Genomic DNA, 25,275 nt, shown 5'->3' on the forward strand with positions numbered 1-25,275 from the left:
TCCTGATAGATCAGAGCGTAGTCAAACCTTGCGTTTGCGCCTGGCGACTCACTCGACCTGCAACAGAACCTGACGATTTTTTACCTGATCGCCGACCTTGACCTGCACCCGCTTGAGCACGCCGTCGATGCCGGCCTTGAGCGGATGCTCCATTTTCATTGCCTCCAGCACCACCAGCAACTGACCCTTGCTGACCGGGCTGCCTTCGCTGACCAGCACGTCGACGATGGCACCGTCCATCGGCGCTTTCAGTGTGCCGGAGCTGACGCTGCTCTGACTGCTGATCAGCGCATGAGTTCGATCCTCCAGGCGCAGGTTGCCGGGGTGGGTGAACAGCCAGAGTTCTTCGTCATCGATCCGGTAGGCGTGACGCTGGCGCAGGCCGTCGACTTCCAGTGTCACCGCGCGCTCGTCGCAATTGATGACGGTCAGTACCAGTGCGCGCTGCATCACGTTCACGGTGAAGCGGCCAGCGCCGTCCGCAAGCAGTTGCACGGTCCAGTCCTGCTGTTCAAGCCCGAGGCGGTAATTGAGCGGCGCGCCGACATTGTTGCGCCAGCCCTTGAGCGGCGCACGATGCGCCTGCGCGACAGCCTGATAAAACAGCACGGCGGCGATGGCCAGCTCCTCGGCGGTGGGGGCGTAAGTGTGCAGGCATGGGTGGTCAGTGAAATGCTGAGCAATGAACGCGGTACTGAACTCGCCGCTGATGAACTGCGGATGCTGCAGCAGGCTGACCAGCAAACGCTGGTTGTTCTGAACGCCGAGCAGCACGCTGTCCTGCACCGCGCGCAGCAGCTTGCGCCGTGCCTCTTCGCGGGTGGCGCCGTGGGCGATCAGTTTGCCGAGCATCGGATCATAAAACGGGCTGATCGACTGACCTTCGAGCAAGCCATGATCGATCCGCGCTCCCGGGCCCAACGCCGGTTCCCAGGCCTGTACACGACCGGTCTGCGGCAGGAAATTCTGCGTCGGATCTTCGGCATACAGACGCACTTCCATGGCGTGACCGTTCAGCGCGACCTGATCCTGAGTCAACGGCAGCGGCTGCCCCTCGGCGACGGCCAGTTGCCAGGCGACCAGATCCTGCCCGGTGATCAACTCGGTCACCGGATGCTCGACCTGCAGACGGGTGTTCATTTCCAGAAAGTAGAACTGCCCACGGGCATCGAGCAGAAACTCGACGGTGCCGGCACCGACGTAATTCACCGCTCGGCCAGCTTTCAATGCCGCTTCGCCCATGGCCTGGCGCAACTCGCGTGTCATCACCGGGCAGGGTGCTTCCTCGACGACTTTCTGATGGCGGCGCTGCACCGAGCAATCGCGCTCGCCGAGGTAGATCAGGTTGCCGTGATGATCGCCGAACAGTTGCACCTCGACGTGCCGTGGTTCGATCAGCGCCTGTTCGAGGATCAGTTCATCACTGCCGAAACCGTTCAGCGCCTCGGAGCGGGCGGTGCGCAATTGCGCCGGCAATTCCTCGCTGCTGTGCACCAGACGCATGCCGCGTCCACCGCCGCCAGCGCTGGCCTTGATCATCAGTGGATAGCCGATGCGCCCGGCTTCGCGCAGCAACGTGGCGTCATCCTGCGCGGCGCCTTGATAGCCGGCGATACAGGGAACACCAGCGTCGAGCATGGCGATTTTCGACAGGCGCTTGCTGCCCATCAGCTCGATGGCCTCGGCGCTGGGGCCGATGAAGGTCAGGCCGGCCTCTGCGCAGGCACGGGCGAATTCGGCATTTTCCGAGAGGAAGCCATAGCCGGGATGGATCGCGTCGGCACCGCTGCGGCGGGCGGCGTCGAGGATCGCCGGGATGTTCAGATAGGACTGCTGCACCGGTGCGGCGCCGATGTTCACCGCTTGATCGGCCATCTGCACGTGCAGGGCATCGGCGTCGGCATCGCTGAATACGGCGACGGTGCGATAGCCGAGGGCCTGGGCGGTGCGCTGGATGCGGCAGGCGATTTCACCGCGGTTGGCGATCAGGATTTTGTGGATGACGGGCATGGCTGTTCCCTCGGAATTTGCGGTGTTGGTGCTGGTCTCTTCGCGAGCAAGCCCGCTCCCACAAGGAATTTGCATCGTTCACAAAAACTGTGGGAGCGAGCCTGCTCGCGAAGCTTTTAAGGGGCCCATCGCGGTTTGCGCTTTTGCACGAAAGCCATGGTGCCCTCGATCCCTTCGGCCCCGGTCACCGCTTCGCTGAACCACCGCGCCGCTTCATCCAGCAATTCACTCGAAGGCTGCCCGGCACTGGCGAGCAGCAGCTTTTTGGTCGTCGCATTCGCTTCGGGCGCGCAGCACAAAACATGGTCGAGCACTTCGTCGAGGCGTTCTGCCAGTGCCTGCGGATCCTGCTCGACGAAATGCACCAGCCCCAACCGCCGCGCCTGATGACCATCGAAACGCGCAGCGGTCAGTGCCAGTCGGCGGGTCTCGGTCAGGCCGATGCGCTGCACCACGAACGGAGCGATCTGCGCTGGCAGCAAACCGAGGCTGGTTTCCGGCAGACCGAACTGCGCCTGATGATCGGCCATCGCGATATCGCTGACACATGCCAGCCCGAAACCACCACCGAGCACTGCGCCCTGTAAAACGGTGATCAGCACTTGTGGTGCATCCTGAGCTTCTTGCAGCAGAGCTCCAAAGGCGCGGTTCAACACGCGGTAAGCGTCGGCCCCTTGGGCACGGGCATTGGCCATGTCCTTGATGTCGCCCCCCGCACAGAAATGCCCACCGGCACCGCTGAGGACCAGAGCGCGAACCCCGCGGTCATCGCGCACCGCCGCCAATACCGCGCGCAGTTCGGCGACCATTTGCAGGCTCATCGCATTGCGGCTGTCCGGGCGATTGAGGGTGATGTGCAGCACGCCGCCGTGCAGTTCCAGCAGCAGAGTCTGACAGTCGGGCAGGGGGCTCATTTCTTTTTCCCCGGCAGGATGCCCATCAGTTTGCAGATGATCCCCAGCATGATTTCGTCGGCGCCGCCGCCGATCGAAACCAGCCGCACGTCGCGATAGGCGCGGGCCACCGGGTTGTCCCACATGAAGCCCATGCCGCCCCAATATTGCAGGCAGCTGTCGCTGACTTCACGACCGAGACGGCCGGCCTTGAGCTTGGCCATCGACGCCAGACGCGTGACGTCCTGACCTTTCACATATTGCTCGGTGGCCTGATAGACCAGCGCTCGCAGGCATTCGATTTCGGTCTGCAGTTCGGCGAAGCGGAAGTGGATCACCTGATTGTCGATCAGCGCGTTGCCGAAGGTCTTGCGCTCCTTGCAGTACTCGATGGTGCTGTCGACGCAATATTCCAGACCCTTGATCATGTTCGCCGCGCCGAACAGGCGTTCTTCCTGGAACTGCAGCATCTGCATCATGAACCCGGCGCCTTCGTGGCCGATGCGGTTGCGCTGCGGCACACGCACGTTATCGAAAAACACCTGGGCGGTTTCCGAGCTGCGCATGCCGAGCTTGTCCAGGTGCGAGCTGAGGCTGATCCCCGGGGTGTTCATCGGCACCATGATCAGCGACTTGTTGATGTGCGGCTTGTCGTCCGAGGTATTGGCCAGCAGGCAGATGAAGTCGGCACTCGGTGAATTGGTGATCCACATCTTGCTGCCGTTGATCACGTAGTCGTCGCCGTCCTTGCGCGCGCTGGTCTTGAGTCCGGCGACGTCGGAGCCGGCACCGACTTCCGAGACGCCGATACAACCGACCTGCTCGCCGGTGATCGCCGGACGGAGGAATTCGTCGCGCAATTCATCGGAGCCGAAGCGGGCCAGCGCCGGGGTGCACATGTCGGTCTGCACGCCGATCGACATCGGAATGCCGCCGCAGTGGATAGTGCCGAACTCTTCGGCGGCGACAATCGAATAGCTGTAGTCGAGGCCCATGCCGCCGAATTTTTCCGGCTTGGAAATCCCCAGCAGTCCGAGGTCGCCGGCCTTGCGGAAAATCTCGTGGATTGGAAAGCGTCCGGCCTTTTCCCATTCATCGACGTGCGGGTTGATCTCGTGCTCGACGAACTGGCGGACGGTACGGCGCAGTGCTTCGTGTTCCGGGGTGAAGATCATTTTTATTGTTCTCCTTGGGATCCGTGGCAGTCAGAAGCGGCTGACGCCGAAGCTGTTGGGTTGCAGCGTGCGGATGTCGGCTTCGTGGCAGATATCCAGCAGGTAACCGAGCAGGGTGCGTGTATCGCGTGGGTCGATCAGGCCGTCGTCCCACAGGTTGGCGCTGCCGTAGAGCGCGGTGGATTGGCTGTCGAGTTTCTGCGCGGTGACCTGTTCGAGCATGTCGAGCATTTTCGGATCCGGCACCAGGCCTTCCTTGAGCTGTTTGGCCTCGGTGACGATGCGCAGCACCTTGCCGGCCTGCGCGCCGCCCATCACCGCGGTGCGGCTGTTGGGCCAGGCGAAGATGAAACGTGGATCGAGACCGCGTCCGCACATCGCATAGTTGCCGGCACCGTAGGAGCCACCGACGACAATCGTCAGTTTAGGCACTCGCGCATTGGCCACCGCTTGAATCAGTTTCGAGCCGTGTTTGATCACGCCTTGCTGCTCGGACTCGGTGCCGACCATGAAACCGGTGGTGTTGTGGAAAAACAGCAGCGGCGTCTGGCTCTGATCGCACAGTTGAATGAACTGCGCGGCCTTGCTCGCGCCGGCGGGGGTGATCGGGCCGTTGTTGCCGATCAAGCCGCAGGCGCGACCGTGGATTTTCAACTGGCCGCAAATGGTTTGCTGATCGAACTCGCCCTTGAATTCGAGAAACTCCGATTCATCGGCAATCCGCGCAACGATTTCGCGCACGTCGTAGGGCTTCTTCGGGTCGTCGGGAATCAGCCCGAGCAGCTCGTCGATCGGGTACAGCGGCGCCTTGTATTGCGGCTCCGGCAGCCACGGCAGTTGCTCGTTCCACGGCAGCATGCGCAAGATCTCGCGGACCAGGCGCACGCCGTCGGCATCGTTCTCGGCCAAGTACTCGGCGGTGCCGGCGACCTGCGCGTGCATCTCGGCGCCGCCCAGCTCTTCATCGGTGGCGACCTCGCCCGTCGCGGCTTTGAGCAGTGGCGGCCCGGCAAGAAACAGCTTGGCCTTGCCGCGTACCACCACCACGTAATCCGACAGCCCCGGTTGATAGGCGCCACCGGCCGTCGCCGAGCCGTGCACCACGGTAATTTGCGGCAAACCCATGGCCGACATCCGCGCCTGATTGGCAAAACTGCGTGCGCCTTCGACGAATATCTCCGCCGCATAATTGAGGTTGGCGCCGCCGCTCTCTGCCAGAGTGATCACCGGCAGTTTGTTTTCCAGGGCGATCTGTTGCAGCCGCAGGGATTTTTTCAGGCCGGTGGGGGAGATCGTGCCACCCTTGATCGCGCTGTTGTTGGCCACCACCATCGCCCGGATGCCGGACACGTAACCGATGCCGGCGATCAGGCCGCCACCGGCAGCGCTGCCGTCCTTGTCGTCGTGCAGCTTGTAGCCGGCCAGACTCGCCAGTTCGAGGAACGGCGCACCGGGGTCGAGCAGCAGGTTCAGGCGTTCGCGGGGCAGCAGTTGCCCGCGCTTGTCGAATTTGCCCTTGGCTTCGGCAGCCTTGTTCAGCAGGTTCTGTTCCAGTTGCTTGACGTGCTCGATGGCCGTGAGCATCGCCGCGCAGTTGCGCGCGAAAGCTTCACTGTGCGGATCGAGTTCGGACTGGATCTGCGGCATGGCTTACTCCTTGTCCTTGAGCACGTCGGGCAGGTACGCCCGATGGAAACCGTTGAACGACTCGCTGTGGCTTGCCTTGTGCAACGGCCATGCGCGGCTGCCGAGACTGGCCGCGCCATCGATTTTCAAGGTGCTGCCGCTGATGAACGCCGCCGCCGGACTGAGCAGGAAAACGATCGCTGCACTGACCTCCGATTCGGTACCGATGCGTTTGAGTGGCACGTGTTCGCGCAGGGTAGGGATCACCGCTTTGAACGCGCCTTCATAAGTGTCCATGCCGCTGGACGCGATCCAGCCCGGCGCCACCGCATTGACCCGCACCCCGGCGTACCCCCACTCGAACGCGGCGGTTTTGGTGAAGTTGTCCATCCCCGAACGTGCCGCGCCCGAGTGGCCCATGCCGGGCATGCCGCCCCACATGTCGGCAAGCATGTTGACGATATTGCCGCCGTGCTTGCTCATCGATTGGTTGAACACTTCCCGGGCCATCAGGAAGCCGCCGACCAGATTGGTGCGCAGTACGGTTTCGAAACCTTTCTGATTGATCGAGGCCAGTGGCGACGGGTACTGGCCGCCGGCATTGTTGACCAGACCGTGGATCGGCCCGTGTTCGGCGATCAGCCCGGCGATCAGTTGCTTCACCGCGTCTTCGTCACGGATGTCGCAGGCCTGCCAATGGGCGCGGCCGCCGTCTTCGCTGATTTCGGCGGCGACCTTTTGCAGCTTCTCCGGTTTGCGCCCGACCAGCAGCACAGTGGCGCCGAGCGCCGCCAGTTCATGCGCGGTGCAACGGCCGATGCCACTGCCGCCACCGGTGACGATGATGGTCTGGCCGCTGAACAGATCGGCTTTGAAAATCGATGCGTAAGCCATGAAGCCCAACCTCTAGTCGAGTTGTTCGGCGATGCTCTGCGGCACCGGGATCTGGATTTCCAGCAGTTGCTGAGCGAAGGCCTTGCCCTGGGGATCGATGCGCAGACTCGCCACGCCACCGCCACCGAGGGCGTTTTCCAGCAGGAAGTTCAGGCTGTGGGTGCCGGGCAGGTACCAGCGTTCTACCCGGCCGTGAATCGGGTCGAGCACATGGCGCATCCAGTCGACGATCACCGCTGGCGTCAGCGCTTCGGCGATCCATGGCAGGTATTCCGGTCGACGCGGCAGGACACCGATGTTGCTGTGGTTGCCCTTGTCACCGGAGCGCGCCACCGCCAGTTTCACCAACGGCACACTGGCGTCGGCGCGGCCTTGGGGTTTGGGTGGCTGGTCGGGGGTTGGCAGGTCATGGCTGTCGAGCGGCATTTGCGCGGGGAGGGCGCAGGGATGCTGTTCACCGGCCATGTCGATGTGCAGGGTGCAGGCGGTTTTATCGATCAGGAACGAGAACAGACGGATCAGCGGGTATACCGTCGGCCGTCCGCCGACGATGCCGGTCAGTCCCGGTGCCATGCCGGTGGCAGCCTGGGCGATTTCCCGGGAGAACAGGATCAGCGCCGGTTTCAGTGGATGGCGCACCGCAAGTTTGATCACCACCTCGCGGCTGTCACGACGCTGGCCGTGAGGGCCGTATGTGGCTTCGCTGCCGAGCAGTTCAATGTTGACTTCGCTGTAGGGTGGCCAGCCGCGCTGGCTGAACATTTCTGCAGTCTTGTCGATGATTGCCTGACTGACGCGCCGCGCCTTGTCCACCGCATCGATGCCGGCGATCAGGCAACTGGCGGTGCAGCGGAAACCGTCCGGGTAAGTTGCGCTGACCTTGTATTTATCGCTGGGCGGCAGGCCTTTGGCTCCGTGGACGTGCACGGCGTTTTTGCCCTGTTGCTGCAGTTTCACTTGAGTGAAATCGCAGACTACATCCGGCAACAGATAGGCCTGCGGATCACCGATTTCATAGAGCATCTGCTCGCCAACGGTCAGCGGCGTCACCAATCCGCCGGAGCCTTCGGGTTTACTCACGATGAACTGGCCGTCGGCACTGACTTCAACGATGGGAAAACCGATGTGTTCGTAGTCCGGCACGTCGCGCCAGTCGGTGAAGTTGCCCCCGGTGCATTGCGCGCCGCATTCGATGATGTGCCCGGCCAGCGCGGCCTGGGCCAGTTTGTCGTAGTCGTGCCACGCCCAGCCGAATTCATGCACCAGCGCCGCACTGACCACCGCGCTGTCGACCACGCGCCCGGTGATGACGATGTCGGCGCCCAGGCGCAGGGCTTCGACGATGCCCGGTGCGCCGAGGTAGGCGTTGGTCGATACGCACATCGGCGGCAGCGGCGCGCCGTTGAACATTTCGTGGATGCCTTGGGCGGCGAGTTGCTTGAATTGCGGTTGCAGGTCATCGCCGAGCAGCACGGCGATTTTCAGCTTGACCCCGGCCTTGTCGCAGGCGGCTTGTAGGGCGGCGGCACAGGCTTTTGGATTGATCCCGCCGGCATTGCTGATGACGCGGATTTTCTGTTCAGCCAGTTGCGGCAGCAGCGGCGCGAGCACCTCAACGAAGTCCCCGGCGAACCCTGCCTGCGGGTCCTTCATGCGCGCGCCGGACATGATCGACAGGGTGATTTCGGCCAGGTAATCGAACACCAGGTAATCCAGCTGTCCGCCGGCCACAAGTTGTGCGGCGGCGGTACTGGTGTCACCCCAGAATGCGCTGGCGCATCCGATCCGAACGGTGGTGGGCATTTTTATCTCCGACTCAGGAACCTGCGACAGAAGTGTCTGGAGGCTACCAAGCAAGCGCTTGGTTTGTAAACCACTCAAATATCTTCTGCCCAAGCGCTTGCTTGGTTGCGGCCCGCGGCTTAAATTGCGCGCAACCCTGCGTGTTCAGGGGGCAACAGACTGATCGACTGTAGGAGAGAACGGGTGGACGAGCAAAAAGCCCTGAGGGTCATGCGCGAACTGGTCGACCAGGGCCAGTTGACTGACCCCGACAGCGCCCGCGGCAAACTGCTGCAAGTGGCCGCTCACCTGTTCCGCAACAAGGGTTATGAACGCACCACCGTGCGCGATCTGGCCGGGGCGGTGGGGATCCAGTCCGGGAGCATTTTTCATCACTTCAAGAGCAAGGATGAAATCCTCCGGGCGGTGATGGAAGAAACCATCCGTTACAACACCGCGTTGATGCGCGCCGCGCTGGCCGAAGCCAGCAACGTGCGCGAGCGGGTGCTGGCGCTGATCCGCTGCGAGTTGCAGTCGATCATGGGCGGCAGCGGCGAAGCCATGGCGGTGCTGGTCTATGAATGGCGTTCGCTGTCCGAAGAAGGTCAGGCCCGGGTGCTGGCCCTGCGCGATGTCTATGAAGACCTCTGGTTGCAGGTGCTGGGCGAAGCCAAGGAGGCGGGGTTTATCCGTGGCGATGTATTCATTACCCGACGTTTTCTCACTGGCGCGCTGTCCTGGACCACCACCTGGTTTCGTGCCGGCGGCAGCCTGAGCCTCGATCAGTTGGCCGATGAAGCGCTGATTCTGGTGCTCGAAGAGCATTAACCCACGTTCCAACAGGTCAGGAAACTGGCTAACTGGGCGAAACCGCCTAGCTTGAATGCATTGATCGGTATTTTTTCGGGGAGTGGGGTGTTTTGAAGTCTTCGCCAATTCGGACGGCCACGGGGCTGGTACTCGTCGCGCTGACGGCATTTTCAGGGTTGCCTGCGCAGGCGGCGCAACTGGTTCGAGTGGGCGCCGCGCACTTTCCGCCTTACACCATCCGCCCGGAAAACGGTGCCGACACCGGTCTGCTGCCGGAATTGGTCGAAGCGCTGAATGCGTTGCAGACGGAGTATCAGTTTGTCCTGGTACCGACCTCGATTCCCCGGCGCTTCGGCGACCTGAAGGAAGGTCGCACCGACATGGCGATTTTCGAAAACCCGGAGTGGGGCTGGAAGGACATTCCACACACCACGGTCGATATGGGTCTGGAAGATGCCGAGATTTTCGTCGCGCAACGCGAAGAGGGTCGGCAGCAGGATTACTTCTCGGACCTCAAGGGCAAGCGGCTGGCGCTGTACAGCGGTTATCACTACGAGTTCGCCAATTTCAACGCCGACCCCAAATTTCTCGCGGATACGTTCAAGGCCACGTTGACCTATTCCCATGACAGCAACCTGTTGATGGTGCTGCGCGGGCGCGCCGACATTGCCTTGGTCACGCGCTCCTACCTGTTCGACTACCTGAAACGCAACGAAAAGGTGGCTGACAAGTTGCTGGTGTCGCAGCGCATCGATCAGGTTTATCACCACTATTCCATTTTGCGCCCGGCCGCGCCGATCACCGGTGAGGCGTTTGGCAAATTGTTACAGGAACTGCGGGACAACGGACAGATGCTGAAGATTTTCGAGCCATACAAGATCGCTCTGGTACCTGTACCGCAACACTGATTTGACCCCGCCGGCTAAATTTTCCCGTGCGGCTCACGTCCCATCGTTGAACTGTCGACGATTATCGTGAGCCCGACCCATGTCCAATCTGAATGACCTGACTGCCCTGGCCTTGCCTTCGGGCAGTGAACTGGTAGCCGATGCTACTGAAAGCCGTCTGAGCCTGAGCCTGGACGGGCAACCGCTGGTTCGCTTGCGTCTGAATCGTGACGGCACCGGCCCGATTCAGCTCGATGAGCGTTTTGCCCTGCCCCCCGGCCTGGCGTTGTGGGCTGCCTGTTACTGGTTGTTCGCCCGTGAGCCGGAGCGTCAGCAATTGCTCTGGCAACTGGACCAGCCGCCCACCGAAGCCTTGCTCAGCGGCTTGCTGGTCAGCACCGAAGTGGCCGGCGAATACCGTTGCGAGCGCACCCTTTTCTGGCAATTGCCGCAGCCATGGCTCGGTACATCGCTGAGCGGCAGCTACCCACAACAAATGGTGATCAGCCAGGGCAAGCGCCATCCGCTGCGTCCGGTCAAGCCGCGCGGCGAAGTCTATCGACGTTTCGATGCACGCCTCGGGGCGTGGATTTCCCTGCGCACGGTGGAGATCGAGCAGGATCTGGCGCGGTTCAATCGCTGGCAGAACAGTCCGCGTGTCGCCAGTTTCTGGCAGGAGGAGGGCAGTCTTGAGCAGCATCGCGAATACCTGAGCAAGCTAGACGCCGATCCGCACACGCTGACGTTGATCGGCTGCTTCGACGATCAACCGTTTGCCTATTTCGAGGCCTACTGGGCCAAGGAAGACCGTATCGCGCCGTTCTACGACGCCGACGCTTACGACCGTGGCATTCACATGCTGGTGGGGGAAGAGAGTCACCGTGGCCCGCACAAGGTCGCGAGCTGGTTGTCGGCGCTGGTGCACTATCTGTTTCTGGATGATCTGCGTACCCAGCGCGTGGTCGCCGAACCGCGTGCCGACAACGCGAAGATGATCGGCCACATGCAGAATCAGTGCTTCCACTGCGAGAAGGAATTCGACTTTCCGCACAAGCGCGCGGCGTTGATGATTCTGGGGCGTGAGCGGTTTTTTGATCGGTGCAAGCTGGCCTGAGGTGACAAGGCCTGGGATCTATTGCGGTCTCAAGTCTGCCTTCGCGAGCAAGCCCGCTCCCACATCGACCTGTGTACGCCGGTCAAATGTGGGAGCGGGCTTGCTCGCGAATGGCTTGACGCCGAATTCAGGGCTTAGCGGCGACCCATCGAAGCCGCATCCCCGCGACTGCCCGACACCTTGCGGCAGTGCACCAGCGCATCGCGAATCATGAAATTGACCAGGGTTGGCGAGACGCCGAGTTCCTTGGCGATGTCCTTTTGCGGCACGCCGTGCAGACGGTACATCTCGAAGGCGTAGCGGGTGCGGCTGGGCAGTTCGGTCAGCGCGTCGGCGATGTGTTCCAGCGTCGAGAAGTTGATATGCGAGGTTTCTGGCGAAGCGCCCTGAATGACCACATTCAACCCTTCCTCTTCCGGGCCTGAGTACTTCTGTTCCAGCGCCTGTTTGCGGTAGTGATCGATGGCGAGGTTGCGCACGATCTGGAACAGATAACTCAATTGTGCCTTGATCGACGACGTGATCGGCGGGGCCGACTGCAAGCGGAAGAACGCATCCTGCACCACATCTTCGGCGCGTGAACGGCAGCCGGTAATGCGCGCTGCAATCTTCACCAGAATCAGTCGATTGTCGACGAAGGCCTGAAGTAGCGGTGAATCGCACCTGCTTGTGGATACTTGTTCCGTCATGGAAATCACCTTGCTGCCAATAGGTTAGTGGGACGCCTGGGGGACGGGGCCGTCCTACACATCGAGCGACAAATTATGTTGAATGATAATGATTGTCAATTGAGAAAGAGAACTAATGCTCCGTAAAGGTGCGAATCGAGAACTGCGACACACCGCCACACCCCAGCCCCCGTTGGCGATCCAGCCTGCCGACTAATTATTTCAAGACGTCATCCGTTCTCATTGGTGAATGGCTCCGGGTACCGAGCCCCGGCCAGACAGCATTCCGATGCCTTGCGCGATCGGCACAGACCGCGCCCTGCACGCCCTCGACCGGCGTGACGCAGCAACCCGATTCCACTTAGCAAGCCGAATTCAGGCAGGAAACCTCATGACCGACGCGTTCGAACTCCCCAGCACTCTGGTCCAAGCCCTCCAGCGCCGTGCGGCACAGACGCCGGATCGCCTGGCCCTGCGCTTTCTCGCCGAAACCGAGGAGCAGGGCGTGGTGCTCAGTTACCGCGAACTGGATCAACGCGCGCGCACCATTGCTGCCGCGCTGCAGGCCCAGGCTGAGTTCGGTGATCGCGCGGTGCTGCTGTTTCCAAGTGGCGCAGATTACGTCGCGGCGTTTTTCGGTTGCCTGTACGCCGGGGTGATCGCCGTGCCGGCCTATCCGCCGGAGTCCGCCCGTCGTCATCATCAGGAACGCCTGCTGTCGATCATTGCCGACGCCGAACCGCGCCTGCTGCTGACCAGTGCCGACCTGCGCGATGCCTTGCAACAAATCGACGGCGCGCCGCCGTTGTTGTGCGTCGATACCCTCGACAACGCCCTGGCCGAGGCCTGGATCGAGCCGACCCTGCCGCAGGACCACATCGCCTTTCTGCAATACACCTCCGGTTCTACCGCGCTGCCCAAAGGCGTGCAGGTCAGCCACGGCAATCTGGTGGCCAACGAGCTGCTGATTCGCGACGGTTTCGGCATCGACGTGAACCCCGACGACGTGATCGTCAGCTGGCTGCCGCTGTACCACGACATGGGCCTGATCGGCGGATTGTTGCAGCCGATTTTCAGCGGCGTGCCGTGCATCCTGATGTCGCCCGCGTACTTCCTCGGTCGCCCGTTGCGCTGGCTTGAAGCGATCAGCCAATACGGCGGCACCATCAGCGGCGGTCCGGATTTCGCCTACCGTCTGTGCAGCGAGCGGGTCAGCGAATCGGCGCTGGAGCGACTCGACCTGAGCCTCTGGCGCGTGGCCTATTCCGGCTCCGAACCGATCCGTCTCGATACCCTTGAGCGCTTCGCCGAGAAGTTCACCCCGTGCGGCTTCAGCGAAGACAGCTTCATGGCCTCCTATGGTCTGGCCGAGGCGACCCTGTTCGTCGCCGGCACACCACGGGGCACCGGCATTCCTGCGCTGCGCGTCGATGATCAGGCACTGGCGCAAAACCGCGCCGAGCCGGGCAATGGCAGCCCGATCATGAGTTGCGGCATCAGCCAGCCGGAGCACGCGGTGCTGATCGTCGAGCCGGGCAGCCTGCAAGAACTCAATGACAATGCGGTCGGCGAAGTCTGGGCCGCCGGCCCGAGCATCGCCCACGGCTACTGGCGCAACCCCGAGGCCAGCGCCAAGACCTTTGTCCAGCACGCCGGTCGCACCTGGCTGCGCACTGGCGATCTGGGCTTCATCCGCGACGGTGAACTGTTCATCACCGGGCGCCTGAAAGACATGCTGATCGTGCGCGGTCACAACCTCTATCCGCAGGACATCGAGCAAACCGTCGAGCGTGAAGTGGAAGTGGTGCGCAAAGGTCGCGTCGCGGCATTCGCGGTCAATCAGGGCGGTGAAGAAGGCATTGGCATCGCGGCGGAAATCAGCCGCAGCGTGCAGAAAATCCTGCCGCCCGAAGCGCTGATCAAAGCCATTCGCCAAGCGGTGGCCGAGGCCTATCAAGAGGCACCGAGCGTGGTGGTGCTGCTCAACCCCGGTGCGCTGCCGAAGACTTCCAGCGGCAAGCTGCAACGCTCGGCATGCCGCAATCGTCTGGCCGACGGCAGCCTCGACAGCTACGCGGTGTTCCCCTCCGCCGAGCTGCAAAGTACCGGGTCGAGCCTGGCAGCTTCCGAGCTGGAAGCGCTGATTGGCAAGATCTGGGCCGAGCAACTCAACCTCAAACAGGTCAACGCCGACGATCACTTCTTCCTGCTCGGCGGCAACTCGATTGCCGCCGCGCAAGTGATCGCCCGGGTCCGCGAAGAACTGGGCCTGGAGCTGAACCTGCGCCTGCTGTTTGAAGCGCCGACCCTGTCCGCATTCGCCGCTGTAGTCGCGCAACAGCAACAGGACGGCGGCAGCGCCCAAGGCGCAATCAACACCTTGTCGCGCGGCGAAGCACTGCCGCAATCGCTGGCGCAAAACCGGCTGTGGATCACCTGGCAACTCGACCCGCAAAGTAGCGCCTACAACATTCCCGGCGCCCTGCGTCTGCGTGGCGAGCTGGACGAAGAGGCGTTGCGCGCCAGCTTCCAGCAACTGATCGAGCGCCACGAATCGCTGCGCACGCGTTTCTTCGAACGCGACGGTGTGGCGCTGCAACAAGTCGACGCCGCACCTGAATTCAACCTGCAACTGATCGACATCAGCGACCTGCCGGCGCACGAGCGTGAAGCCCGCGCGCAACAGATCCGCGAGGACGAGGCGCGCACCCAGTTCGATCTGGAAAAAGGCCCACTGCTGTGGGTGACACTCGTACGCCTCGACGATGAAGATCATCAGCTTTTGGTGACCCTGCATCACATCATCGCCGACGGCTGGTCGCTGAACGTGCTGATCGACGAATTCTCGCGCCTGTACGCTGCCGCCTCTCAAGGCCTGCGCGCCGAACTCGCGCCGCTGCCGACCCAATACGCCGACTACGGCAGTTGGCAGCGCCAATGGCTGGCGCAAGGCGAGGGCGAGCGGCAACTGGCCTACTGGAAAACCCAGCTGGGCGACGAACATCCGGTGCTGGAACTGGCCACCGACCACCCGCGCTCGGCCAAGCAATTGCATAGCGCCGCGCGTCACAGTGTGCGCCTCGGCGTCAGCCTCAGTGATGCGATCAAGCAGACTGCGCAGGCGCATCAATCGACGCCGTTCATGCTGTTGCTCTCGGCGTTCCAGAGCCTGCTGCACCGCTACAGTGGTCAGCGCGATATCCGCATCGGCATCCCCAACGCCAACCGTCCGCGCCTGGAAACCCAGGGGCTGATCGGCTTCTTCATCAACACCCAGGTGCTGCGGGCCGAGGTTGATTCGCGGCTGTCGTTTGTCGAGTTGCTGGCACAGACCCGCGACGCTGCACTGGGGGCGCAGGCCCATCAGGATCTGCCGTTCGAACAACTGCTCGAAGCGTTCCCGCAGGCTCGCGAACAAGGTCTGTTCCAGGTCATGTTCAACCACCAGCAACGCGACTTGAGTGCGCTCAAACGCCTGCCGGGCCTGCTCGCCGAAGAACTGCCGTGGCACAGCCGCGAAGCCAAGTTCGACCTGCAACTGCACAGCGAAGAAGATCGCAACGGACGCCTGACCTTGTCCTTCGACTACGCCGATGAACTGTTCGACGCGGCGACCATCGAGCGTCTGGCCGAACATTTCAGCAACCTGCTGCGCGCTGTCTGCGAGCAGCCGCAACAGGCGATCGGCGACCTGCCATTGCTCACTCCATGCGAGCACGAACAGCAACAGGCATGGAGCATCGCCCCGTGTACCCCGGCGCAACAATGGCTGCCGGAATTGCTCAACGAACAGGCTAGGCAGACGCCGGAACGCACCGCACTGGTGTGGGACGGTGGCAGCCTCGACTTCGCCGAATTGCACGCCCAGGCCAACCGTCTCGCGCATTATCTGCGCGACAAAGGTGTCGGCCCGGATGTGTGCGTGGCGATTGCCGCCGAGCGTTCGTCGCAACTGCTGATCGGCCTGCTGGCGATTATCAAGGCCGGTGGCGCTTATGTGCCGCTGGATCCGGATTATCCGGCCGAGCGCTTGGCTTACATGCTCAGCGACAGCGGCGTCGAACTGCTACTGACCCAGACCGCATTGCTCGATCGCTTGCCGGCCAGTGACGGCGTCAGCGTGATCGCCATGGACGCGTTGCACCTGGAAAACTGGCCGAGCCAGGCACCGGGTCTGCACCTGCACGGCGACAATCTCGCCTACGTGATTTACACCTCCGGCTCCACTGGTCAACCGAAAGGCGTCGGCAACACCCATGCCGCGTTGGCCGAACGGCTGCAGTGGATGCAGAACAGCTATCGCCTGAATGACAGCGACGTGCTGATGCAAAAGGCGCCGATCAGTTTCGACGTATCGGTGTGGGAATGCTTCTGGCCGCTGATCACTGGCGCGCGTCTGCTGATCGCCGGCCCCGGCGAACACCGTGATCCGCATCGCATCGCGCAACTCGTGCAGGAATACGGTGTGACCACGCTGCACTTTGTGCCGCCGCTGCTCGCGCTGTTCATCGACGAACCGCTGAGCGCCGAATGCACCAGCCTGCGCCGGTTATTCTCCGGCGGTGAAGCGCTGCCGGCGGAACTGCGCAACCGCGTGCTGGCGCAGCTGCCGGCGGTGCAACTGCACAACCGTTACGGCCCGACCGAAACCGCGATCAACGTCACCCACTGGCACTGCACCACGGCCGACGGCGAGCGTTCGCCAATTGGCCGGCCGCTGGGCAATGTGATCTGCCGCGTGCTCGACGCCGATCTCAATCCCGTGCCGGCCGGTGTGCCGGGTGAACTGTGCATCAGCGGCATCGGTCTGGCCCGGGGTTACCTCGGTCGCCCGGCGCTGACGGCCGAGCGCTTTGTGGTCGACCCGTTGGGCGAGCAGGGCGCACGTTTGTACCGCACCGGTGACCGTGCACGCTGGACCTCGGACGGCGTGGTCGAATACCTCGGGCGTCTCGATCAGCAGGTCAAACTGCGTGGTTTCCGCGTTGAACCGGAAGAAATCGAAGCGCGGCTGCTGGCTCAAAACGGCGTCGCCCAGGCCGTGGTGTTGGTAAGGGAAACCGCAGCCGGTGCGCAACTGATCGGCTATTTCACTGCCGCCGACGCCAGCGAAGATCAGGACGCACAGATCGCCCGCCTGAAAAACGCGCTGGCCTCCGAGCTGCCGGAATACATGGTCCCGGCGCAACTGATGCGCCTGGACGCAATGCCCCTGAGCCCAAGCGGCAAACTCGACCGTCGCGCCTTGCCTGAGCCGCAGTGGCAAGTGCGTGAACACGTCGAACCGGTCACAGAGCTGGAACAACAGATCGCCGGGATCTGGCGCGAAGTGTTGGGTCTGCCACGGATCGGTCTGCGCGACGACTTCTTCGCCCTCGGCGGGCACTCGTTGCTGGCCACACAAATCATCTCGCGTAGCCGTCAGGCCTGTGACGTCGAGTTGCCGTTGCGCGCCTTGTTCGAGCACAGTGAACTCGGCGATTTTGCCGAACAGATCCGCCTGATCCAGGCCAACGGCCAGACCAACCAACAGCCGCCGATTGCCAAAGTCGATCGCCGCCAAGCGGTGCCGTTGTCGTACTCGCAACAGCGCATGTGGTTCCTCTGGCAGATGGAGCCGGACAGCCCGGCTTACAACGTCGGCGGCATGGCGCGCCTGCGCGGCGTGTTGCACGTCGAGCATTTCGAGGCAGCCTTGCAGGCGTTGATCCTGCGCCACGAAACCTTGCGTACCACGTTCCCGAGCGTCGATGGCGTGGCCCGTCAGCAGGTGCATGCCGAGACCGGCGTGCGCATGGGCTGGAAAGATTTCTCGAAACTGCCGGCTGACCAGCGTGAACAGAACGTCCAGCAACTGGCCGATGACGAAGCGCATCTGCCGTTCGACCTGGAAAGCGGCCCGCTGCTGCGCGCCTGTCTGGTGAAGACCGCCGAGCACGAGCATTACTTCGTGCTGACATTGCACCACATCGTCACCGAAGGCTGGGCGATGGATATTTTTGCCCGCGAGCTCAGCGCGCTGTACGAAGCGTTCGTCGATGAGCGCGATTCGCCGCTTGAAGCGTTGCCGGTGCAGTACCTCGATTACAGCGTCTGGCAACGGCAGTGGCTGGAGTCAGGTGAACGTCAGCGCCAGCTCGACTACTGGACCGCGCAACTCGGTCGCGAACATCCGTTGCTGGAACTGCCCGGCGACCGTCCGCGTCCGCCGGTGCAAAGCCATCAGGGTGAATTGTTCCGTTTTGATCTCAGTGATGATCTCGCCGCGCGCGTCCGTGCATTCAATGCGCAAAACGGTCTGACCCTGTTTATGACCATGACCGCTGCGCTCGCCACCTTGCTCTACCGCTACAGCGGCCAGACCGACCTGCGCATCGGCGCGCCGGTGGCCAACCGGATTCGTCCGGAAAGCGAAGGGCTGATCGGCGCATTCCTCAACACTCAGGTGCTGCGTTGCCAGCTCGACGGGCAGATGTCGGTGGGCGAATTGTTCGAGCAAGTGCGCCACACCGTTATCGAAGGCCAGTCGCATCAGGACCTGCCGTTCGATCATTTGGTCGAAGCGCTGCAACCACCTCGCAGCGCGGCGTACAACCCGCTGTTCCAGGTAATGTGCAACGTGCAGCGCTGGGAATTCCAGCAGAGCCGCATGCTCGCCGGGATGACCGTCGAGTACCTGGCCAACGATGCGCGGGCGACCAAGTTCGACCTCAACCTGGAAGTCACCGACCTCGACCATCGCCTCGGTTGCTGCCTGACCTACAGCACCGATCTGTTCGATGAACCGACCATTGCGCGCATGGCCAAACATTGGCGCAACCTGCTGGAAGCGTTGATCGCCGATCCGCAACAGCGTCTGAGCCAATTGCCGCTGCTCGACCCGACTGAACAACAGCGGTTGCTCGACAGCCTCGGCGTTGAACCGGGCGAACGTCGTCTCGACCAGTGCATCCATCACCTGTTCGCCGAGCAGGCGCTGGCGCGTAAAGATGCCCCGGCCCTGACCTTCGCCGGCCAGACCCTGAGCTACGCCGAACTCGACGCTCGCGCCAATCGTCTGGCCTGGGCCCTGCGTGAGCGTGGGGTCGGTCCGCAAGTGCGGGTCGGTCTGGCGCTGGAACGTTCGCTGGACATGGTCGTCGGCCTGCTGGCGATTCTCAAGGCCGGCGGCGCTTATGTGCCGCTGGACCCGGAATACCCGCTCGATCGCCTGCACTACATGATCGAAGACAGCCGCATCGGTCTGCTGCTCAGCGACCGCGCGATGTTCAAAGCGCTTGGCGCTCTGCCGTCGAACGTGGCGCGCTGGTGCCTGGAAGACGACTGCGCGGCGCTGGCGGATTACCCGGCCACTGAGCTGCCCTTTATCAGCCTGCCGCAGCATCAGGCGTACCTGATCTACACCTCGGGTTCGACCGGCAAGCCGAAAGGCGTGGTGGTGTCCCACGGTGAAATCGCCATGCATTGCCAGGCCGTGATCGAACGTTTCGGCATGCGCCCCGACGACTGCGAGCTGCACTTCTATTCGATCAACTTCGACGCCGCCACCGAGCGTCTGCTGGTGCCGTTGCTCAGCGGCGCGCACGTGGTGCTGCGAGCGCAAGGGCAGTGGGATGCGGAAGAAATCTGCGGGTTGATCCGCACCCACCGGATCAATGTGCTCGGCTTCACCCCGAGCTACGGCAGCCAGCTGGCGCAGTTCCTCGCCACGCAGAAGGAAACTCTGCCGGTGCGGATGATCATCACCGGCGGCGAAGCGCTGACTGGCGAGCACCTGCAACGGATTCGCGCCGCGTTCAAACCGAGCCTGTTCTTCAACGCCTATGGCCCGACTGAAACCGTGGTCATGCCGCTCGCCAGTCTCGCCCCGGAAGTGCTTGAAGAGGGCGCCGGCAGCGTGCCGATCGGCAGCGTGATCGGTGACCGCGTGGCGTACATTCTCGACGCCGATCTGGCGTTGGTGCCGCAAGGCGCGACCGGTGAATTGTTCGTCGGCGGCGCCGGTCTGGCGCAGGGCTATCACGACCGTCCGGGCATCAGCGCCGAGCGTTTCGTGGCAGACCCGTTTGCCGCCGATGGCGGGCGCATGTACCGCACCGGCGATCTGGTGCGCCAGCGCGCCGATGGTCGGGTGGAATACCTGGGCCGGATCGACCATCAGGTGAAAATCCGTGGCTTCCGCATCGAGCTGGGTGAGATCGAAACCCGTCTGCTCGATCACCACTCGATCCGCGAAGCGGTGGTGCTGGCGCTGGATGCGCCGAGCGGCAAGCAACTGGTGGGCTACCTGGTCAGCGAAGTTGCCGAACAGGGCGAAGCGCAACAGGCCGAACTGCGTGAAGCACTGAAGTCGCACCTCAAGGCACAACTGCCGGACTACATGGTGCCGACGCACCTGATCCTGTTGGCGAGCATGCCGCTGACCGCCAACGGCAAACTCGACCGCCGCGCCTTGCCGGCACCGGATCCCGAGCTGAATCGTCAGGACTACGTCGCCCCGAGCAATGAGCTGGAGCAGACCCTGGCGCAGATCTGGTGCGAGGTGCTCAACGTCGAGCAGGTCGGGCTCAACGATAACTTCTTCGAACTCGGCGGCGACTCGATCCTGTCGATTCAAGTGGTCAGCCGTGCGCGGCAGCAGGGCATTCATTTCAGTCCACGGGATCTGTTCCAGCATCAAACGGTGCAGACCCTGGCCGCTGTCGCCAGCCGCAGCGAGCAAGTCACTGCCGAGCAAGGATTCGTGGTCGGTGAGTCGGCAATGACGCCGATCCAGCACTGGTTCTTCGACACTGAAATCCCTGAGCGTCAGCACTGGAACCAGGCGCTGCTGCTGGAGCCGAGCGTGGCGCTGGAACCGCATCGTCTGGAGCAGGCGCTGCTGGCAGTGATCGAACAGCACGACGCCCTGCGTCTGCGCTTCACTCAGGCCAACGATCAATGGCAGGCAACGCATCAACCGGTGTCCGACGCCGAGGTGTTGTGGCAAGTGCGGGTGGCGGCGATGGACCAGTGCGCAGCGCTGTTCGCCGATGCCCAGCGCAGTCTCGATTTGCAAAACGGCCCGCTGCTGCGCGCCTTGCTGGTGGATGGTCCCGAAGGGCAGCAACGCCTGTTCATTGCGATTCATCACTTGGTGGTCGACGGCGTGTCGTGGCGCGTTTTGCTCGACGATCTGCAAACCGTGTACCGCCAGCTCGAAGCCGAACAGTCGGTAAAACTGCCGGCGAAAACCAGTGCCTTCAAGGACTGGGCGGCACGTTTGCAGGCCTACGCCGGCAGCGAATCACTGCGTGAAGAACTGAACTGGTGGCAAACCCAACTGGCCGGATCGAACGCCGATCTGCCGTGCGAAAACCCGCAGGGTGGACAACAGAATCGTCACGCGCAAACCGTCAGCGTGCGCCTGGATGCCGAGCGTACCCAACAACTGCTGCAACAGGCGCCGCGGGCCTACCGCACACAGGTCAACGATCTGCTGCTGACCGCGCTGGCCCGCGTCTTGTGCCGCTGGAGCGGTCAGCCGTCGGCGCTGATTCAACTGGAAGGCCACGGCCGCGAAACCCTGTTCGACGAGATCGACCTGACCCGCACCGTCGGCTGGTTCACCAGCGCCTATCCATTACGCCTGACCCCGCACAACATCGAAGAGGCCGCCGGGCAGGGCGCTTCGATCAAGGCGATCAAGGAGCAACTGCGCGCGGTACCGCACAAAGGTCTCGGTTATGGCGTGCTGCGTTATCTGGCCGATGACCTCAGCCAGCGCAGCATGGCGGCGTTGCCGAATGCTCCGGTGACCTTCAACTACCTCGGCCAGTTCGACCAGAGCTTCGCCAGTGATGCGCTGTTCCGTCCGCTGGACGAGCCGGTCGGTGCGGCCCACGATCCGCAGGCGCCGTTGCCCAACGAGTTGAGCATCGACAGTCAGGTGTACGGCGGCGAACTGCTGCTGCGCTGGACTTTCAGTGGCGAGCGCTACGAGGCGCAAACCATCAACGATCTGGCCGACGCCTACCTCGGCGAGCTGCAAAGCCTGATCGCACATTGTTTGCAGGACGACGCTGGCGGACTGACGCCTTCGGACTTCCCGCTGGCGAAACTGACCCAGGCGCAACTCGATGCACTGCCGGTGCCAGCGGCGCACATCGAAGACGTCTACCCGCTGACGCCGATGCAGGAAGGCATGCTGCTGCACACCTTGCTCGAACCGGGCACCGGTCTGTACTACATGCAGGATCGCTACCGGATCAACAGCGAGCTCGATCCCGAGCGTTTCGCCCAGGCCTGGCAAGCGGTGGTCGCCCGTCATGAAGCGCTGCGTGCATCGTTCTGCTGGAACGTCGGCGAAGACATGCTGCAAGTGATCCACACTCCGGGGCGCACGCCGATCGAGTATCTGGATTGGAGCGCCATCGCCGAGGACGAGCAAGAACCGAAGCTGCAAGCGCTGCTGAAAAGCGAGCGCGAGGCCGGGTTCGATCTGCTCAATCAGGCACCGTTCCACCTGCGCCTGATCAAGGTCGGCGCGGCGCGTTACTGGTTCATGATGAGCAACCACCACATCCTGATTGATGCCTGGTGTCGTTCGCTGCTGATGAACGATTTCTTCGAGATCTACACCGCCCTCGGTGAAGGTCGCGAAGCACAGTTGTCGGTGCCGCCGCGTTACCGCGACTACATCGGCTGGCTGCAACGCCAGAGCCTGGCCGAGGCGCGCCAGTGGTGGCAGCAGAACCTGCAAGGGTTCGAACGCACCACGCCGATCCCGAGCGACCGACCGTTCCTGCGTGAACACGCCGGCGAAAGCGGCGGCATGATCGTTGGCGACCGCTATACCCGTCTCAATGTTGAAGATGGCGTCCGCCTGCGCGAGCTGGCCCAGGCTCATCAACTGACCATCAACACCTTCGCCCAAGCGGCATGGGCCTTGGTACTGCGCCGCCTGAGCGGTGATCGCGACGTGCTGTTCGGCGTGACCGTGGCCGGGCGTCCGGTGGAAATGCCGGAGATGCAGCGCACCGTCGGCCTGTTCATCAACAGCATCGCGCTGCGGGTGAAAATGCCTGAGGACGATCAGCGCAGCAGCGTGCGGCAGTGGTTGAGCGGGTTGCTCGACAGCAACATGCAGCTGCGCGAGTACGAATACCTGCCGCTGGTGAACATCCAGGAGCAGAGCGAATTGCCGAAAGGCCAGCCGCTGTTCGACAGTCTGTTCGTGTTCGAGAACGCGCCGGTGGAAGTCTCGGTGCTGGACCGTGCGCAGAGCCTCAACGCGACTTCTGACTCCGGTCGAACCCACACCAACTTCCCGCTGACGGCGGTGTGCTACCCGGGCGATGACCTCGGTCTGCACCTGTCGTACGACCAGCGCTATTTCGACGAATCGACGATCGAGCGCATGCTCGCCGAGTTCAAGCGCCTGCTGCTGGCATTGGTCGATGGCTTCCATGGCGACATGGCTGACCTGCCGCTGCTGGGCTTTGATGAGCAGGACTTCCTGCTGCACGGCTGCAATCAGAGCGCGCACGATTATCCGCTGGAGCAGAGCTACGTGGCGCTGTTCGAAGCGCAGGTCGCGGCGCATCCGCAGCGCATCGCCGCTACGTGCCTTGATCAGCAACTGAGCTATGCCGCGCTGAACCAGAACGCCAACCGCCTCGGCCATGCACTGGTCGCGGCCGGGGTGCAGTTGGATCAACCGGTAGCGTTGCTCGCCGAACGTAATCTGGATCTTTTGGGGATGATCATCGGCAGCTTCAAGGCCGGTGCCGGTTACCTGCCGCTGGATCCGGGCCTGCCGAGCCAGCGTCTGCAGCGGATCATCGAGCTGAGCCGCACGCCGGTGCTGGTGTGCAGCGAGGCCTGCCGCGAACAGGCGCAGACTTTGCTCGATGAGTTCAGCTGCGCCAACCGTCCACGGCTGTTGGTCTGGGAAGAAGTGCAGGCGCTGGCGACATCGCTGCAGAACCCGGGGATCTACAGTGGCCCGGACAACCTGGCCTACGTGATCTACACCTCAGGTTCGACCGGGTTGCCGAAAGGCGTGATGGTCGAGCAGCGCGGCATGCTCAACAACCAGTTGAGCAAGGTGCCGTACCTCAAACTGACCGACGCCGACGTGATCGCGCAGACCGCTTCGCAAAGCTTCGATATTTCGGTCTGGCAGTTCCTCGCCGCGCCGCTGTTCGGGGCGCGGGTGGACATCGTGCCGAACACTATCGCTCACGATCCGCAGGGTCTGCTGGTGCATGTGCAGGCGCAGGGCATCACTGTGTTGGAGAGTGTGCCGTCGCTGATTCAGGGCATGCTCGCTTCTGATCGCCTGAGCCTCGATGGTCTGCGCTGGATGCTGCCGACCGGTGAAGCGATGCCGCCGGAACTCGCGCACCAATGGCTGCTGCGTTATCCGCAGATCGGTCTGGTCAACGCTTACGGCCCGGCGGAATGCTCCGATGACGTGGCGTTCTTCCGTGTGGACATGGCTTCGACTCGCGGCAGCTATTTGCCGATCGGTACGCCGACCGACAACAACTTGCTGTACCTGGTCGATGGCGCGCTGGAACTGGTGCCGCTGGGCGCGGTGGGCGAGTTGTGCGTGGCCGGGACCGGCGTCGGTCGCGGTTACGTCAGCGATCCGCTGCGCACCGCGCCAGTGTTTGTGCCCAACCCGTTCGGCGCGCCGGGCGAGCGTCTGTATCGCACCGGTGACCTCGCGCGGCGGCGCAGTGACGGGGTGCTGGAGTACGTTGGCCGGGTCGACCATCAGGTGAAGATTCGCGGTTACCGGATCGAACTGGGTGAAATCGAAGCGCGTCTGCACGAACAACCGGAAGTCCGCGATGCGGCGGTCGGCGTGCAGGAAGGCGTGAATGGCAAGCACCTGGTCGGCTATCTGGTCGCGGCGGATTCGGCGCTCAACCCGAGCGAACGTCTGGAGCGGATCAAGCAACGCCTGCGCAGCGAACTGCCGGAATACATGGTGCCGCTGCACTGGTTGTGGCTCGATCAGCTGCCGCACAACGCCAACGGCAAACTCGACCGCAAGGCCTTGCCGGCGCTGGAGATCGGCCAGTTGCAGAGCGAGGATTACCTGGCCCCGCGCAACGAACTGGAGCAGACCCTGGCCGACATCTGGGCCGAAGTGCTCAAGGTCGACAAGGTCGGCGTGCGCGACAACTTCTTCGAGCTGGGCGGGCATTCGTTGCTGGCCACGCAGATCGCCTCGCGGGTGCAGAAAACCCTGCAACGCGATGTGCCGCTGCGAGCGATGTTCGAGTGCAGCACGGTGCAGGAACTGGCCGAGTACATCGAAGGCCTGGCGGCCAGTGACATGACCGAGGACAAGGTGGATCGCTTGAATGATCTGATGGCGGAGCTGGAGGGCTTGTAATCTTCGGCGTCTGTACCGGCCCCTTC

The 25,275-nt window shown here is 62.8% G+C and carries 11 protein-coding genes; 4 read left to right on the forward strand and 7 right to left on the reverse strand.

Annotation, left to right across the window (positions count from 1 at the left end; translation table 11 throughout):
* Positions 1 to 48: 48 nt before the first annotated feature.
* The 6 genes from LVD08_RS12185 to LVD08_RS12210 all read right to left on the reverse strand — a co-directional run bounded on the left by LVD08_RS12185 (position 49) and on the right by LVD08_RS12210 (position 8,401).
* On the reverse strand, positions 49 to 2,010 hold the full coding sequence (locus LVD08_RS12185) for an acetyl/propionyl/methylcrotonyl-CoA carboxylase subunit alpha (protein WP_247268226.1): 1,962 nt from the start codon (positions 2,008 to 2,010) through the stop codon (positions 49 to 51).
* Between the two features lie 116 nt (positions 2,011 to 2,126).
* Positions 2,127 to 2,924 carry an enoyl-CoA hydratase/isomerase family protein gene (locus LVD08_RS12190; protein WP_247268227.1) on the reverse strand — a complete coding sequence of 266 codons (798 nt, stop codon included), beginning with the start codon at positions 2,922 to 2,924 and terminating at the stop codon, positions 2,127 to 2,129.
* A complete protein-coding gene (gene atuD, locus LVD08_RS12195; RefSeq protein ID WP_103368475.1) occupies positions 2,921 to 4,078 on the reverse strand; it encodes a citronellyl-CoA dehydrogenase in 1,158 nt (385 codons plus the stop codon). The genes LVD08_RS12190 and atuD overlap by 4 nt, the downstream gene beginning before the upstream one ends.
* 30 nt (positions 4,079 to 4,108) lie before the next feature.
* Entirely contained in the window at positions 4,109 to 5,725 is a 1,617-nt protein-coding gene (atuC, locus tag LVD08_RS12200) for an acyl-CoA carboxylase subunit beta (protein WP_247268228.1), read from the reverse strand.
* A gap of 3 nt (positions 5,726 to 5,728) precedes the next feature.
* Entirely contained in the window at positions 5,729 to 6,598 is an 870-nt protein-coding gene (locus LVD08_RS12205) for an SDR family oxidoreductase (RefSeq protein WP_247268229.1), read from the reverse strand.
* A 12-nt stretch (positions 6,599 to 6,610) separates the two neighbouring features.
* Positions 6,611 to 8,401, reverse strand: coding sequence for an acyclic terpene utilization AtuA family protein (locus LVD08_RS12210; protein ID WP_247268230.1), 1,791 nt, complete (start codon positions 8,399 to 8,401; stop codon positions 6,611 to 6,613).
* 183 nt (positions 8,402 to 8,584) lie between these two features.
* On the opposite strand from LVD08_RS12210, the gene LVD08_RS12215 reads away from it, so the two are divergent.
* From LVD08_RS12215 to LVD08_RS12225, 3 genes are all read left to right on the forward strand, one after another.
* Complete coding sequence (locus LVD08_RS12215; RefSeq protein ID WP_247268231.1) at positions 8,585 to 9,208, forward strand: TetR/AcrR family transcriptional regulator; 624 nt, start codon at positions 8,585 to 8,587, stop codon at positions 9,206 to 9,208.
* Positions 9,209 to 9,300: 92 nt separating this feature from the next.
* Positions 9,301 to 10,098, forward strand: a complete 798-nt coding sequence (locus LVD08_RS12220; RefSeq protein ID WP_027613404.1) for a substrate-binding periplasmic protein — start codon at positions 9,301 to 9,303, stop codon at positions 10,096 to 10,098.
* Between the two features lie 79 nt (positions 10,099 to 10,177).
* The gene (locus LVD08_RS12225) at positions 10,178 to 11,191 is read left to right on the forward strand and encodes a GNAT family N-acetyltransferase (protein WP_247268232.1); all 1,014 of its coding nucleotides are present in this window, start codon (positions 10,178 to 10,180) and stop codon (positions 11,189 to 11,191) included.
* Positions 11,192 to 11,325: 134 nt separating this feature from the next.
* Here LVD08_RS12225 and LVD08_RS12230 read toward each other — a convergent pair whose 3' ends face one another.
* Positions 11,326 to 11,880 (reverse strand): RNA polymerase factor sigma-70, encoded by a 555-nt coding sequence (locus LVD08_RS12230; RefSeq protein WP_027613402.1) that lies wholly within the window; start codon positions 11,878 to 11,880, stop codon positions 11,326 to 11,328.
* Positions 11,881 to 12,250: 370 nt separating this feature from the next.
* On the opposite strand from LVD08_RS12230, the gene LVD08_RS12235 reads away from it, so the two are divergent.
* Positions 12,251 to 25,249 carry a non-ribosomal peptide synthetase gene (locus tag LVD08_RS12235; RefSeq protein WP_247268233.1) on the forward strand — a complete coding sequence of 4,333 codons (12,999 nt, stop codon included), beginning with the start codon at positions 12,251 to 12,253 and terminating at the stop codon, positions 25,247 to 25,249.
* Positions 25,250 to 25,275: the final 26 nt, after the last annotated feature.

The organism is Pseudomonas sp. YL2, from assembly GCF_023063025.1.
Lineage (GTDB): Bacteria > Pseudomonadota > Gammaproteobacteria > Pseudomonadales > Pseudomonadaceae > Aquipseudomonas > Aquipseudomonas putida_A.

Bases quoted from the DNA above. Each gene is read 5' to 3' on its own strand.
- LVD08_RS12225 (WP_247268232.1), top strand. From the start codon at position 10,178: ATGTCCAATCTGAATGACCTGACTGCCCTGGCCTTGCCTTCGGGCAGT.
- LVD08_RS12210 (WP_247268230.1), bottom strand. From the start codon at position 8,401: ATGCCCACCACCGTTCGGATCGGATGCGCCAGCGCATTCTGGGGTGAC.
- LVD08_RS12235 (WP_247268233.1), top strand. From the start codon at position 12,251: ATGACCGACGCGTTCGAACTCCCCAGCACTCTGGTCCAAGCCCTCCAG.
- LVD08_RS12230 (WP_027613402.1), bottom strand. From the start codon at position 11,880: ATGACGGAACAAGTATCCACAAGCAGGTGCGATTCACCGCTACTTCAG.
- LVD08_RS12205 (WP_247268229.1), bottom strand. From the start codon at position 6,598: ATGGCTTACGCATCGATTTTCAAAGCCGATCTGTTCAGCGGCCAGACC.
- atuC (WP_247268228.1), bottom strand. From the start codon at position 5,725: ATGCCGCAGATCCAGTCCGAACTCGATCCGCACAGTGAAGCTTTCGCG.
- LVD08_RS12190 (WP_247268227.1), bottom strand. From the start codon at position 2,924: ATGAGCCCCCTGCCCGACTGTCAGACTCTGCTGCTGGAACTGCACGGC.
- LVD08_RS12185 (WP_247268226.1), bottom strand. From the start codon at position 2,010: ATGCCCGTCATCCACAAAATCCTGATCGCCAACCGCGGTGAAATCGCC.
- atuD (WP_103368475.1), bottom strand. From the start codon at position 4,078: ATGATCTTCACCCCGGAACACGAAGCACTGCGCCGTACCGTCCGCCAG.